Genomic DNA, 13,914 nt, shown 5'->3' with positions numbered 1-13,914 from the left:
TGCGACGCCCTGCCGCAGGCCGGGCCCGCGCGCTTGCACTAGCATGTCCGCATGCCGAACACGCTGCTGACCACCACGCCGTCGTTCCTTCGCACGCTGTGCAACCTGCGCTGGGTGGCCATCGTGGGCCAGGCAGTGACGGTGCTGGTGGCGCTGGGACCGCTGGGCATCGCCCTGCCCCGCTGGCCGCTGTGGGGCGGCATCGCCGCGCTGGCGCTGTTCAACGTGTACGCCACCTGGCGCAGCCATCGGCCCGGCGAAGAAACCCCGGCCGACGCCTTCGCCCACATGCTGGTGGACGTGGCCGTGCTGTCCTGGCTGGTCGCGTGGAGCGGCGGCATCGGCAACCCGTTCAGTTCCATGTTCCTGCTGCTGATCGCGGTCTCGGCACTGGCGCTGCCGTTGCGGTGGGTGCTGGCCACGGGCGTGGCCTGCCTGCTCGGCTACGTGGTGACGGCGGTGTTCGGCCGCCCGCTGCCGCATCTGCACGGCAACAACTTCAACGTGCACCTGTGGGGCATGGCGGTGAACTTCGTGCTGTCGGCCGGGGTGGTGCTGTACTTCTCCACGCGGCTGGTGGCCGCGCTGCGGCTGCGCGAACAGGAACTGGCGCGCCTGCGCGAGCGCTTCGCGCGCAACGAGGGCATCGTCGCCCTCGCCACGCACGCCGCCGCCGTGGCGCACGAACTCAACACCCCGCTGGCGACGATGACGCTGCTGACCGAGGACATCCGCGAACACGCCGCCGAGCCCGACATCCGCGAAGATGCGGCCACCATGCGCCAGTTGATCGATGTCTGCCGCGACCGCGTGCGCGCCCTCGCCGCCTCGGCCGACATGGGCGTCCACCAGCGCGTGGATCTGGACGACGTGGTGCAGCGCTGGCAGCTGATCCGCCCGACCGTCGACCTGCAGCGCACCGGCGCGCTGCCGCCCTGGCTGGCGACCGACGCCTCCACCGGCCACCTGCTGCAGGCGCTGCTGAACAACGCCGCCGACGCCAGCCGCCAGGCCGGGTCGCAGCGCGTGGACCTGGACCTGCGCTGCGAGGGCGACGAACTGGTCGGTACCGTGCGCGACTACGGCAACGGCTTCCACGAAGCCCTGCCTTTCCAGTCCGAACAACTCTTCCGCACCAGCAAGCCCGAAGGCATGGGCGTGGGCCTGGCCCTGTCGCATGCCACCATCGAGCGGCTGGGTGGACGCATGACCATGCGCGCCGTGCCACCGAAGGGCGTGCAGGTGCAGTTCCGCCTGCCGGTGGCGGCGCACGACGAAACTCCCTGATGAAAGGCATCCGATGAAAGGCCTGCTGGTCGACGACGACGAACTCTACGCGCGCACGCTGCAGCGCAGCCTGGCGCGCAAGGGCATCGAAACCGAAATCGCGCTGGACGTCGCCAGCGCGCTGGAGAAGGCGCGCGAGTACCGGCCCGACTTCGCCCTGGTCGACCTGAAGCTGGGCGCCGACTCCGGCCTCACCCTGATCGAGCCGCTGCGCGCCCTGCGCGCCGACATGCAGATCCTGCTGGTCACCGGCTACGCGAGCGTGGCCACCGCGGTGGAGTCGATCAAGCGCGGCGCCGACGATTACCTGCCCAAGCCGGCGACGGTACCGACCATCCTGCGGGCGCTCGGACTCGAAGTCCCGGCAGCGCCGGAAGACACCAGCGCCACCGACGACACCATGACCCCACTGAGCCGGCTGGAGTGGGAACACATCCAGCAGGCGCTGGCGGAAACCGAAGGCAATATCTCCGCCGCCGCGCGCCTGCTGGGCATGCACCGGCGCTCGCTGCAGCGCAAGCTGGCCAAACGGCCCGGGCCGGAACGGCGCTGGATCGACGAGTAACCTTCAGCGCGACGGATCGCGGTCCGCATCGGCCGTCGCACCGATGCCCATGCCGGCGCCGGCGCCCATGCCGGCCGCGCCCATCCCGGCGCCGCCCGCACCCCCGCCACCGCCCTGGCGTCCCTCGCCTTTCGCGCCATCGCCCTTGCCCTTGGAAGCGACCGGCCGGGTCGGCCCTTGGCGGGGAATCGGCAGCGACGACGGGATCGGTTCCAGGTCCAGCACGCTGCGGATGAAATCGCGCAGCGACACCACCAGCGCATCGGTGTGGATGGGGCGCCCCGCCGCCAGGTCGGTGGCGGCCTGCGCGGCCAGTCGCACCTGTTCGTCGGTGCCCAGCAGGATGATGTCCGACAGCGCCGCCTCCACGGCATCGCGGATGCGCCGGGGACGATCGCTGCCCTCGTCGAAGGCTTCGTCACCGGTCTCACGAGCGAGTGCACGCAGGTCGCGCAGGTGGCGTGGATCGACCTCCAGCGCACCGGTGAACGAGCCACCCAACACCTTGTAGGCGGCGATCAGCGTGCGCAGGCGCTCGTTGATCTGGCGGTTCTCGCGCGCGCGCCGCTCCTGCACCGTCTGCATCACGAGCAGGCGGATGCCGACGCCGATCACCGTGATCAGCGCCAGCCCCGCCAGCGTGGTCAACAGGCCCTGCCACGAACTGAAATCGAGACCGCGCATGGCAGGAGCTCTCCGGATGTCCGGACGCTACCTTACCGAAATCCACGCCATCGCCGCGTATGGCCTCAGAACGTCTTGCGCAGCACCACCTCCCAACTGCGCGGATCGCCGAGATAGACCATCGTGCTGCCGAGTGCGTAGACGGCATGGGTGCGGTCGCCCAGGTTGCGGCCGCGCAGCGTCAACGTCGTGGCGTCGTTCCAGCGCAGGTCGACATGCGCCCCCCACGTCGCATAGCCAGCGGTGGACAGCGTGTTCGCGGCGTTGGCGTAGCGCGACGACACGCCGCGCAGATCGACGCCGGCAGACCAGCGCGGCGTGAATGTGTAGTCCACCCACAGGTTGCCCACGCGCAATGGCGTGTTGGTCGGCCGGTTGCCGGCGCGCGATACCGATACGCCACCGACGTTCTCGTAGAAGTCGTCCAGCGTGGCATCGACCCAGGCCAGGTTGCCTTGCACGCTCACTGCCGCCCGCGGGCGCCAGCCGAAGGCGGCTTCGACACCGCGCGACGATTGCTGGCCGACCGGCAGCGTCTGGCCGGGATTGGCCGGATCGGTGATGGCGAGGTGGCGGCGGACGATTCGGTAGGCGGCCAGCGTGGCGAAGCTGCGCCCATCCTCCGACTGGAACTTCGCGCCGATCTCTCCCTGCCGGCCGGTGGTCAGGTCGAAGTCGCGCAGCGTGGCGAAGTTGGCCGTGCTGAGGATGCCGGCCGGCGGATCGGCTGCGGTGCTGTATTGCGCGTAGACGCTGGCCTGCGGCGTGATGGCCCAGTTCAATGCGACGCGTCCGGTCGTCGACACGTACTCGCGATCGAAGCGCGCGGGGTTGGTCGTCGACACGGCGCGATGATTCACGACATCCAGCACGATCCTATCCCGGCGCAGGCCAGTCAGCAACGACAGCGTCGGCGTCAGCTCGGTCAGGTTCTCCACGTACACCGCCTGCGTGTGCAGCCGGTTGGTGCGATCCGGCGTATGGACGATCGAGGCTCCCGGGACGTCGACGAAGCGACCGGGCGTCACGGCATCCAGCGGCACCGTGTCGACCGTCGCGGAGAGCGACAACGGGAAGCGGGTCTGCCGGTTGTAGCTGACGTCCAGGCCGGTCACCCATTGCGTGGGCAGGCCGAACAGGGCGCCTTCGTGGCTCCACTCCAGCCGGTTGCCGTAGAGCTGCTGATCGTGACGCTGCAGCAGCGTGCCCGAACGGATCACGCCATCATTGCCGGTGGTCAGGCGATAACTCTCGACATTGCGGTAATCGCGCAGCGCGTCGTAGTGGTAGACGGTGTTGCGTACGGTGTCGCGCTCGCCCGGCGTCCACTCCAGCAGCGATCGCGCCCACAGTACGTCCTGTCCGTAGTAGCCGTCGGCGACGTTGTAGTTGCGGCCGATGGTCTGCGGCAGCACCGCCAGGCGACCGGTGGCCGGCTGGTGCACCGGCGTGCCCCAGTACGGACGGTGGCTGTCTTCCTGCTGATACTCGACGGCCAGCGTGTGGCGCAGCGTGGGCGCCAGTTGCGCCAGCCACGAGGCCGCCAGCGTCGACGCCTCGCGCTCCTGCCCGTCGATCCAGCTCTCCGCATCGCGCGTGCTCGCGTCCAGGCGGAGCGCCTGCCGCGCGTCATCGCCCCCGACGCGCAGATTGGCACCCATCGCCAGCGTGCCGTCGCGGAACGAGCCCCACGACGCCTGCAAGGACGCCTCATCGCGATCCAGCCGCGCCAGCCGGGTGACGTAGTTGATCGTGCCGCCGACCGCACCGGCGCCATAAAGGAAACTCGACGGTCCGCCGATCGCTTCCACACGCTCGTACTGCCACGCATCCACCGGCCGCGCGGCGATGCTGGCGTACTGCACGTCGATGCCGTTGAACAGCTGGGTGATCTGGCTGCCGGAAAAGCCGCGATACGTCACCGCATTGCCGTTGCCGGGCGGCGACGCGACCGTCAGGCCGGGAATGCCCGCCAGTGCCTGCTGCGTGGTGCGTACGCCACGCGCGTCCAGCGTATCGCGGTCGATCACGGTGACCGAAGCCGGCGTCTCCATCAGGCTCAGCGACAGCCGGGTGCCGGTGCCGGCGGCCTGTTCCAGATCGGCCTGACGGCCTTTCACTTCGACCGTGTCGAGCTGGGTGGCGCGGGTGCCGTCCGGCAGCACGACGGGGTCGGCGGCGCGGGCGGCGAGAGGAAGGGACAGGACCGCGGCAACGGCCACGGACAGGCGCGACGCACGCGGCGTCGCCCGGAAAATCAGGGACATGGGCACTCCAAAGCACAAGGACGCGGCGCACCGGCCGCACGATCAACGAGAGGTCTTGTGGTTCAGAGCAGGATCGGCGGCCCCTGTCCGCCGAGACCGCGCAGGCGCTGGCGCCTGACGGATGGAAGCGTCAGCGGGCTTGCAGCGATGTCCCCCGGCAGACGGGGAAACAGCAGCGCGAGACAGAGCAGCAGCAACGGCAGCGCAGCGGCCAGCGTGCAATAGGCGCAATCGGCTCCCATCGACATGCCGGCGGGCGACGGCGCCTTGCCAAGCGGCGATTTTGCAATCGTAGATTCGGTGCGGGTGTCGACCCACTTGATGCCATCGGTGGTGCACAGCTCGGTCCAGCCGGCCAGCACCTGCGATCCGGTAACGCTCACCCACCGCGTCACCGACGGCGCAAACGCCATCAACAGCGCGGCCAGCAACGCCAGCTGCAGCATCGGTCGGAGGAAGGCGTGCGAGCGGATCACGCCGTGATTTTAAGCGTTGCCGGCCATGCGGATCAGATGCGACGGAATGTCGCACCCGTTGCCGTCAGCGGAACCGCACGCGTGCAGCCTGCAGGCCGGGCGTCTCACCGGCCACATCGGTCCAGGCAAGCCATGCCGCATCGTCGCTCCATTGCAGACGCGGGATGCCACTGGCCCTTCCGCGCGTGGACAGCGTGGCGACATCGACGCGCTGCGTCTGGCGCCATGCGCCGTCGTAGCGGCCCAGCACGAGGGTCTGGCGTTCGTCCGGCGCCTGTTCCAGCCAGCTCACCAGCAGGTGATCGCCGCCGCGCGCCAATCCCAGGCGTCCCAGCACCTGTGTGCCCTTCGCCAGCGTGACCGGCGCGGCGAACGTGTCGCCCGCATCGTCGGAACGTGCGGCCCGCAGCTCCGGCAGTCCGTCCGCTTCCGTGTACCACGCGACCCAGACCGTGGCGCCGTCGGCGACGACCACCGGCCCGTTGACCGGGCAGCCGGCGATCATCCAGCCATCCGCATGCACGTCGCGCGGCGGCGTCCAGCGTTCGCCATCGAAGCGGACAACGCGGGTATCGCGGATCTCGCCTTCACCGCGCCCCCGGTAGACCACCACTACGCCGCGGTCGGTCATCGCCGACGCGGTGGTGCAGCAGTCGCAGGTGGACGCATCCAGCGGCCATTCCGCGCGCTGTGTCGCATCCGCGCCATACAACGCCGCGCGCAGCATCATCGGGGCACCGCCGCCATGATGGCCGTCGTCGTGGTGCGCGTGCGCACCGGCAGCCGCCTTCTGCCGGCTGTCCAGCCAGGCGATGCCCAGCCGGTCGCGCGCCTGCGGCCAGAAGGTCACGAAGCCATGATCGCCGGGCGTGCCGGCGGGATGCACCCGCTGCGGCGCGCTCCAGGTGGCGCCACCGTCGCCGGAGCGCACCAGGTCGATGCCGTAGTCCATCCGCGACGGCCCGGTGCTGCGCAACCAGTGTGCCCATAGCGAACCATCCTGCAAGGCGTAGACGTGCGGCGTGTCGGCCCAGTTGACGAACCACTTCGTGCCTTCGGCGATGGTGCGCGGCGCGTCCCAGTCGGCGACCTGCGCGGGACGGCGGCTGAAGCGCAGGCGATGCCCGGTCTCGCCCACCGGCTCCAGCCAGCTCAGCAGCAGGGACCCGTCGGGCGTGGAGACGAGGTCGGGCTGCGCGGCACCGGCGGGTGACGGCAGGCTCACCCGCTCCACGACGGGCGACGACGCGACGGCATCGGGCGGAGGCACGCCCGCAGGCGAACATGCCGCCAGCACGGCAAGCAGCATCGGCACCACGTAACGGGACCAGCAGGACACGGGCATGCGGACGATTCCGGTCATCGGGATCGCGCCATTCCACCACGGAACACGCCCGGCGGACTGCGACCGCCTGTCGCAGGCGTTCGCGGCGCCTGTCCTCGCCACCGTTTATCCTTGTCGCATGACCGACACCGCCCGCGACATCCTCACGCCCACCCAGCTCAACACGCTGGCGCGCGACCTGCTGGAAGGCGCTTTTCCGCTGGTGTGGGTGGAAGGCGAGTTGGGCAACGTCACCCGCCCTGCCTCGGGCCATCTGTACTTCACCCTGAAGGACGCGCGTGCGCAGGTGCGCTGCGCGATGTTCAAGCCCAAGAGCCAGTGGCTGAAGTTCGCGCCGCGCGAGGGACTGCGCGTGCTCGCGCGCGGGCGGCTGACGCTGTACGAAGCGCGCGGCGACTACCAGCTGGTGATCGACAGCCTGGAGGAAGCCGGCGAAGGCGCACTGCGGCGCGCGTTCGAGGAACTGAAGGCCCGGCTTGCCGCGGAAGGTCTGTTCGACGATGTACGCAAGCGTCCCCTGCCCGCCCACGTGCGGCGCCTCGCCGTGCTCACCTCGCCCACCGGCGCGGCCGTGCGCGATGTGCTCAGCGTGCTGCAGCGGCGCTTCCCCTTGCTGGAGGTGGACGTGCTGCCGGTGCAGGTGCAGGGAGAAACGGCGGCCGCGCAGATCGTCGACATGCTGCAGCGCGCGGCGCGCAGTGGCCGTTACGACGTGCTGCTGGTGACCCGTGGCGGTGGCTCGCTGGAAGACCTCTGGGCGTTCAACGACGAGCGCCTGGCGCGCGCCATCGCCGCCTCGCCGGTGCCCGTGGTCTCCGCCATCGGCCACGAAACCGACTTCACCCTCGCCGATTTCGCCGCCGACCTGCGCGCACCGACGCCCTCGGTCGCGGCCGAAGTGCTGGTGCCGGACCGGCGCGACCTGCTGGCGCGCGTGCAGACCCTGCACCGCCGCCTGGCCACCACGCACGCGCACCGTCTGCGCAACGCCATGCAGCGCGCCGACCGCGCCGCCCTGCGGCTGCACGCCTTGCGTCCGCAGGCGCGGCTGGACATGTTCCGCCGCCGCCAGGAAGACGCCGCACGACGGCTGCACGCGCTCTGGCGCGACCAGCACGCGCGCCGCCTCGCCGCCCTGCGCCACGCCGACGCCGTCCTGCGCGCACACGCGCCTCGGCGTCGCCTGGAACAGCTGCGCGCGCGTCTGCTCGCTCTCGCCCCGCGTCCGCAGGCCGCCGTCGCGCGCACCCTGCAACGCGACGCCCTGCGCCTGCGCGCCCTCGCCCGCTCACTGGAAGCGGTCAGCCCGCTGGCGACCGTCGCCCGCGGCTACGCGCTGGTGACCAAGGAAGACGGCACCCTGGTGCGCTCGGTGGCGCAGGTGCAGCCGGGGGATCGGCTGGAAGCGCAGGTAGCCGATGGCCGGATGAGGCTGCGGGCGGAATAGCGGTCTCGATGCAGCCGCTTCGCACACCGTCTTCGCATCATCCCCTATTCCAAGAACACACATCGCCTTGCCTGGAGCACGCTTCATGATCACCCACGAACAACTGGTCGAGATGTTCGACAACATGGCCCGGGAGACGACCTGGGACCTGCGCAAGCCGCTGGTGTGGGGCTACTTCTTCACCCATGGCTCGCGCGCGCCGCTGGAGGCGGTCGTCCCGCTGCTGCAGGAACAGGGTTATCGCGTGATCGCGCTGTACCTGGAAGACAAGGACAACCGAAAGGACCCGGACCTGTGGTGGCTGCATGTCGAGAAGACCGAAGTCCACACGCCCGACAGCCTGCATGAGCGCAACCAGGCGCTGTACCGCTTCGCCGAGGAACACGGACTGGCTGCCTACGACGGCATGGACGTGGGCGCCATCGACTGACAGGTCGGCGCACGATTCGGGTACCGACCCGAGATGGCGCCCCCCTTCAACCCCGTTTCCCGGGCCTGCGCGTTCGACTCCCTGTCCCACACACGGAGTCACGCCATGCCGCACCGTCTGACCGTTACCCTGCTGGCCACCGCCCTGCTGGCCGCATGCCAGTCCAACCCTACTACCCAGCAAGCCCGCGACGCCGAGGAGGCCGCGGCGGCCGACGCATACGTCGCCGCCGATGCCGCCGATGCCGCCGAAGCGGTGCGCAGCGAGCAGGCGACGCTCGACAGCGTCGTCGTCACCGGCGCCCGCCTGCGCCGCGATCAGGCCAAGGCCGCGATCACGGCGGGACATGCCCATGCACCGGCCGCACCGCCACCACCGGCCCCCATGAGGATGTTGGAGTACCGGGCCGCCAACGTCGCCATTGCCCCACAGAGCCCGCAGGCTGCGCCCGCCAACACCGAGAAATACGCCGAGCGCGACGACAACCCGGTGCGCCGTACGCTGGACGAGCCCGTCTCGACTTTTTCGGTGGACGTGGATACCGGCAGCTACAGCAACGTGCGCCGCATGCTGCGCGAAGGGCAGCGTCCGCCCGCGGACGCGGTGCGCGCCGAGGAGTTCATCAACTACTTCCGCTACGGTCACGCCGGACCCACCGACCGCAGCCGTCCGTTCAAGGTCACCACCGAACTCGCCCCCGCGCCGTGGAATGCCAAACGCCAACTGCTGATGGTCGGCATCAAGGGCTACGACGTGCCCAAGGCGACGCTGCCGCCGGCCAATCTCGTGTTCCTGCTCGACACTTCCGGGTCGATGGATTCGCCGGACAAGCTGCCACTGCTGAAGCAGTCGTTCTCCCAGCTCGTCCCGCAACTGCGTGCGCAGGACCGGGTCAGCATCGTCGTCTACGCCGGCTCGGCGGGCCTGGTGCTGCCGCCGACGCCTGGTGATCGGCACGATGAGATCCTCGGCGCCCTGGATCGCCTGCAGGCCGGCGGCAGCACCAATGGCGGCGACGGGATCCGCCTGGCGTACGCGATGGCGAAGCAGGCCTACGTCAAGGATGGCGTGAACCGCGTGATCCTGGCCACCGATGGCGACTTCAATGTCGGCACGGTCAACCAGGACGCGCTGGAAACGATGGTGGCCGACCAGCGCGCGTCCGGCATCGCACTGACCACGCTCGGCTTCGGCACTGGCAACTACAACGATGCGCTGGCCGAGACGCTGGCCGACGTCGGCGACGGCAACCACGCCTACATCGACACGCTGCAGGAAGGCCGCAAGGTGCTGGTGGACGAAATGCAGTCCACCCTGCTGACCATCGCCCGCGACGTGAAGATCCAGGTGGAGTTCAATCCTGCTGTCGTGTCCGAGTACCGCCTGATCGGCTACGAAAACCGGGTACTGGCCAACGAGGACTTCGCCAACGACAAGGTCGACGCCGGCGACATCGGCGCAGGCCACGAAGTCACCGCCCTGTACGAGATCACGCCGGTGGGCAGCGGCGCTGAACGCCTGCCCGCGCTGCGCTACGGCGGCAAGCAGGTCGCGGCCGGCGCGTCCACCGATGAGATCGCGCATGTGCGGCTGCGCTACAAGCTGCCCGGCCAGGACAGCAGTCGCCTGATCGAGACGCCGATCGCACGCGCGGCACTGAGCACGCAGCCGAGCGACGCCTTCCGCTTCGCCAGTGCGGTGGCTGCATACGCTGATCTGCTGCGTGGCGGCCAGCGCATCGACGGCTGGAACTGGGACGATGCGGTGCGCACCGCGCGTGCGGCGACCGGGCGCGACCTATACGGGCTGAAGGCGGAGTTCATCGGCATGGTGGACCAGGCGCAGCGACTGGTCACCGTGGAAGGCGATACGCCCGCCATCGCGGGCGAATGACCCGTAAGCGGCGGAGGTCCAAGGACGGGCTCCGCCATGTTCTTACGTCAATGAGTGAACCCAATGACCATGACGCTTCTCAGGCTTGTTGTGCTCGCCGCCCTTCTCTACCCCGCTGCCACCCGCGCGACGAGCTGTGGAATCCACGTCGTGGTCGTCAACCATCGGTCGTATGCGGTTACCGTACAGCTGAAGAGTTTCCACATGGACCGAAGTCTTCCGGCACCCCTGCCGGAAGACTTCGACAAGCCCGTGCATGACGGCGTTCTGCGTTCCCGTCTCTCGTCACTGGAACAGGTCGACATTCCTGCCGGCAACACCGTCGACGTGCGATTCCGGCGAATCTGCGTAGGCGACTTCTGGCTCAATTGGCGAGTGGTCTCGGCCATGGGCGAAGCCAACCCCTCGGGGCAACTGCGACCCCATGACGGCCAGTCCATCGACATCCGCTAGCGCGACATGCGAACTCCACACTCACGCCACATCGGCGACAACCGCTTCCATCTGCGCCGCAGGCCGCCCCAGCAGATAGCCTTGGCCCAGGTGGCAGCCGAGGTCCAGCAACGCCTGCCGTTGCTCATCGGTCTCCACGCCCTCGGCGATCGTCTCGATGCCCAGCGTGCCGGCCAGTGCCAGGATGGCGCGCACCAGCGCCAGGCTTTCCGGGCGCGCTTCGTTGCCCAGCCCCGAGACGAAGCTGCGGTCGATCTTGAGTACCGAGATGGGAAAGCGGTGCAGGTAGGACAGCGCCGAGAAGCCGGTGCCGAAATCGTCCAGCTGCGCCAGGATGCCGTGCTGGCGCAGCGTGCGCAGGATGCGCAGCGTGCGGGGCGCGTCGTCAAGCAGCGCGACTTCGGTGATCTCCAGCCGCAGGCGCGACGGATCGGCGCCCTGTGCCTCGAACATCGCCAGCAGGCGGTCGCCGAAATCGGGCGAGCGGAAATGCCGTGGCGACACATTGACCGAGATGTAGCCCTCGATGCCCCGCGCGATCTGACGCACCACCTGTTCGTACAGCAACCAGTCGACCTGTTCGATCAACCCGCTGTCCTCGCCCACCGCGATGAATTCCGCCGGCAGCAGCAGGCCACGCCGTTCGTGCTGCCAACGCAGCAGCGCCTCGTGGCCGATCACCCGGCCGTCGTCCATGCGTCGGATCGGCTGGTAGAACGGCAGGAAGTCGCGATGATTGATCGCACGCCGCAGGTCGGCTTCCAGGTCCAGGCTCTGCATAGCGGCTTCACGCATCGCTTCGTCGAACATCGCGCAGCGGTCGCGACCCTGTTCTTTTGCGCGGTACATCGCCGCATCCGCATCGCGCAGCAGTTCCTCGCCGTTGCGGTAGCGTGGGTGCCACACCGCGATGCCGAGACTGGCCGACGGGAACAGTTCGCGCCCGGCCACCCACATCGGCAGACCCAGCACCGCGAGCAGGCGCTGGGCGAAGTCGCGCACGTTCTCCACGCCCTCGGCATACTCGACCAGCAGCGCGAACTCGTCGCCGCCCAGGCGCGAGACCACGTCCTCGTCGCGCACACTCATGGTGATGCGGCGCGCCACTTCCACCAGCAGTTCGTCGCCGGCGGCGTGGCCCATGCTGTCGTTGACCAGCTTGAAGCGGTCCAGGTCGAGGAACAGCACCGCGAACGCCTGCCCATCGCCATGCCGTGCGCGCTCGATGGATGCGGCCAGACGATCCAGCAGGTGTGGACGATTGGGTAGCCCGGTCAGCGCGTCGTGCGTGGCCTGGTGGGTGAGCTGCTGCTCGATGCGCAGGCGCTCGCCGATCTGCGAGCGCAGCTGGTGGTTGGCCTCGTTGAGTTCCCGCGTGCGCTCGTCCACACGCCGCTCGAGCTCGGCATGCGCGCTGCGCAGCCGCTCCTGCGCGCGCTGGCGGTCCAGGCCGTTGCCGATGTGGTGGGCCACGAAGGTCAGCAGGTTCTGGTCGTGCAGGGTGAACTTCACATCTTCGGAATAACTCTGCACCACCACCGTGCCGACGACGTCCTCACCCCTGAACAACGGCACGCCCAGCCAACTGTGGGCCGGCGGGCCGTGCTGCAACAGCTTGCCCTCGTCCGCCAGCTGGCCGATCACCGCGCGATCGGCCAGCAGCGGGCGGCCGTTGGCGATGACGTACTCGGTCAGGCCGTTCGTCATGCGCCGGGCCTTGCGCATCGGGTCGCGTTCGTCGATCGAATAGGGGAAATTGAGTTGTTCCCCATCGTCGGAGACCAGCGCGATGTAGAAGTTGCGGGCATTGATCAGTTCGTCGACCACCACGTGCACGTCGGCGTAGAAGCGCTGGAGGCTTTCCGACGTGATGGCCAGGTCGGTGATGCGGAACAGCGCGCGCTGCAGCTTCTCGGCGCGCTTGCGCTCCATGATTTCGGCCTGCAGCTCGCGGTTGGCGCGCTGCAGCTCGTGCGTGCGCACTGCAACCCGGTGCTCCAGTTCGACATGCGCGTGCTTGCGGTCGAGCGCAGTGAGGATGTGCTGCGCCACGTAGCCCAGCAGCGCGCGGTCCTCGTCGGCATAGCTCGCCGGCGCGTCATAGCTCTGCACCACGATGGCGCCGCAGACGCGGTCGTCGCGGCGCATCGGCACGCCCAGCCAGTCCAGGCTGTCGGGGCCGTGCGAGGGATCGCGCACGACCCCCAGCTTCTGCCGGATCACCGCCGACGGCCCGCGCAGCGGCTGGCCATGGCGCAGCAGCGCGAAGGTCATGCTGTTGGCCATCTCCTCCTCGCCGAACTCGCGCTCGGGCTCGGCGACATAGGGGTCGCGCTGGTCGGCGAAGTAGAGGAAGCGCACGCTGCGGCGCTGGTCGTCGTACAGGACGATGTAGCAGTTCTCCGCATACATCAGCGAGTTCACCACCGCATGGATGCGGCGGAGCATCTCGGGCATTTCCAGGTCGGCGCCGGCCAGGTCGGCGATCTCGTAGAGCGCCTGCTGCAACCGCTTGGACTTCTCCAGCGACACCACCCGCGCCTGCGCGCGCGAGGCGTCGAGCGACGTCACCAGCAGGGCGCGCGCCAGCAGGACCCAGGACGCTTCGTCGGCGTCGGCCAGCGGCTGCGGACACGCCAGGGCCAGTGCGACGCGGGCATTGCCATCGGCGTTGTCCCAGGCATGCACGCGCAGCCCGGGGCCGTCGTGTCCGACCCCGCTGTCGGCGAGCGCATGCTCGGCCAGGCGACGCAGGGAAGCCGGCGCGCCCGGCGTGGCGCCGCTGCCGTTGCCCAGGGCCCAGTCCCGCCAGCAGACCGCCAGTTCCGACCCCGCCGGCAGCAGCCCACACAGGATCAGCGCAATCCGTTCCGCCGGCGAGGCGTCCGCGCTGGCCGGGTTGTCGGCGCTGATCGATGGCGTAGGCATGCCTGTGTCCCGAACGCGTCGGTGCGTGGTGTCTGGAAGTCCCCCGGGCGAGCATACCGCCTGCCGCCCCCTGAACGGAAACGCCCGGGACAACCCCGCCCCGGGCGCTGGGCCGTTCGCCCTGCCTGTGCTGCCTCCC

The 13,914-nt window shown here is 69.4% G+C and carries 11 protein-coding genes; 6 read left to right on the top strand and 5 right to left on the bottom strand.

Annotated elements, in window-relative coordinates; translation table 11 throughout:
• Positions 1–63: 63 nt before the first annotated feature.
• Entirely contained in the window at positions 64–1,287 is a 1,224-nt protein-coding gene (locus ASD77_RS12755; RefSeq protein ID WP_200947410.1) for an ATP-binding protein, read from the top strand.
• A gap of 13 nt (positions 1,288–1,300) precedes the next feature.
• A complete protein-coding gene (locus ASD77_RS12750; protein WP_055942250.1) occupies positions 1,301–1,852 on the top strand; it encodes a response regulator transcription factor in 552 nt (183 codons plus the stop codon).
• A gap of 3 nt (positions 1,853–1,855) precedes the next feature.
• Here ASD77_RS12750 and ASD77_RS12745 read toward each other — a convergent pair whose 3' ends face one another.
• From ASD77_RS12745 to ASD77_RS12730, 4 genes are all read right to left on the bottom strand, one after another.
• On the bottom strand, positions 1,856–2,536 hold the full coding sequence (locus tag ASD77_RS12745) for a hypothetical protein (protein ID WP_055942247.1): 681 nt from the start codon (positions 2,534–2,536) through the stop codon (positions 1,856–1,858).
• 65 nt (positions 2,537–2,601) lie between these two features.
• Entirely contained in the window at positions 2,602–4,803 is a 2,202-nt protein-coding gene (locus ASD77_RS12740) for a TonB-dependent receptor (RefSeq protein WP_055942244.1), read from the bottom strand.
• A 62-nt stretch (positions 4,804–4,865) separates the two neighbouring features.
• On the bottom strand, positions 4,866–5,279 hold the full coding sequence (locus ASD77_RS12735) for a DUF2946 family protein (RefSeq protein ID WP_156383625.1): 414 nt from the start codon (positions 5,277–5,279) through the stop codon (positions 4,866–4,868).
• A 64-nt stretch (positions 5,280–5,343) separates the two neighbouring features.
• The gene (locus ASD77_RS12730) at positions 5,344–6,624 is read right to left on the bottom strand and encodes a sialidase family protein (RefSeq protein WP_055943426.1); all 1,281 of its coding nucleotides are present in this window, start codon (positions 6,622–6,624) and stop codon (positions 5,344–5,346) included.
• Positions 6,625–6,742: 118 nt separating this feature from the next.
• On the opposite strand from ASD77_RS12730, the gene xseA reads away from it, so the two are divergent.
• The 4 genes from xseA to ASD77_RS12710 all read left to right on the top strand — a co-directional run bounded on the left by xseA (position 6,743) and on the right by ASD77_RS12710 (position 10,847).
• Entirely contained in the window at positions 6,743–8,071 is a 1,329-nt protein-coding gene (gene xseA / locus ASD77_RS12725) for an exodeoxyribonuclease VII large subunit (protein WP_055942238.1), read from the top strand.
• Between the two features lie 85 nt (positions 8,072–8,156).
• Positions 8,157–8,501, top strand: coding sequence for a ribonuclease E inhibitor RraB (locus tag ASD77_RS12720; RefSeq protein WP_055942233.1), 345 nt, complete (start codon positions 8,157–8,159; stop codon positions 8,499–8,501).
• Positions 8,502–8,606: 105 nt separating this feature from the next.
• Positions 8,607–10,394, top strand: coding sequence for a VWA domain-containing protein (locus ASD77_RS12715; RefSeq protein WP_055942229.1), 1,788 nt, complete (start codon positions 8,607–8,609; stop codon positions 10,392–10,394).
• Positions 10,395–10,457: 63 nt separating this feature from the next.
• Positions 10,458–10,847: a hypothetical protein gene (locus tag ASD77_RS12710; protein ID WP_055942226.1), complete on the top strand. Its 390-nt coding sequence runs from the start codon at positions 10,458–10,460 to the stop codon at positions 10,845–10,847.
• Positions 10,848–10,868: 21 nt separating this feature from the next.
• On the opposite strand, the gene ASD77_RS12705 is transcribed toward ASD77_RS12710, so the two are convergent.
• Positions 10,869–13,775, bottom strand: a complete 2,907-nt coding sequence (locus ASD77_RS12705) for an EAL domain-containing protein (protein ID WP_055942222.1) — start codon at positions 13,773–13,775, stop codon at positions 10,869–10,871.
• Positions 13,776–13,914 lie beyond the last annotated feature (139 nt).

Origin of the sequence: Pseudoxanthomonas sp. Root65 (assembly GCF_001427635.1) — a bacterium.
Taxonomy (GTDB): domain Bacteria; phylum Pseudomonadota; class Gammaproteobacteria; order Xanthomonadales; family Xanthomonadaceae; genus Pseudoxanthomonas_A.
This window is presented reverse-complemented; position numbering and strand designations above follow the sequence as displayed.

Coding starts and splice junctions, on each gene's coding strand:
- ASD77_RS12750 (WP_055942250.1), top strand. CDS start 1,301: ATGAAAGGCCTGCTGGTCGACGACGACGAACTCTACGCGCGCACGCTG.
- ASD77_RS12745 (WP_055942247.1), bottom strand. CDS start 2,536: ATGCGCGGTCTCGATTTCAGTTCGTGGCAGGGCCTGTTGACCACGCTG.
- ASD77_RS12740 (WP_055942244.1), bottom strand. CDS start 4,803: ATGTCCCTGATTTTCCGGGCGACGCCGCGTGCGTCGCGCCTGTCCGTG.
- ASD77_RS12730 (WP_055943426.1), bottom strand. CDS start 6,624: ATGCCCGTGTCCTGCTGGTCCCGTTACGTGGTGCCGATGCTGCTTGCC.
- xseA (WP_055942238.1), top strand. CDS start 6,743: ATGACCGACACCGCCCGCGACATCCTCACGCCCACCCAGCTCAACACG.
- ASD77_RS12720 (WP_055942233.1), top strand. CDS start 8,157: ATGATCACCCACGAACAACTGGTCGAGATGTTCGACAACATGGCCCGG.
- ASD77_RS12715 (WP_055942229.1), top strand. CDS start 8,607: ATGCCGCACCGTCTGACCGTTACCCTGCTGGCCACCGCCCTGCTGGCC.
- ASD77_RS12710 (WP_055942226.1), top strand. CDS start 10,458: ATGACCATGACGCTTCTCAGGCTTGTTGTGCTCGCCGCCCTTCTCTAC.
- ASD77_RS12705 (WP_055942222.1), bottom strand. CDS start 13,775: ATGCCTACGCCATCGATCAGCGCCGACAACCCGGCCAGCGCGGACGCC.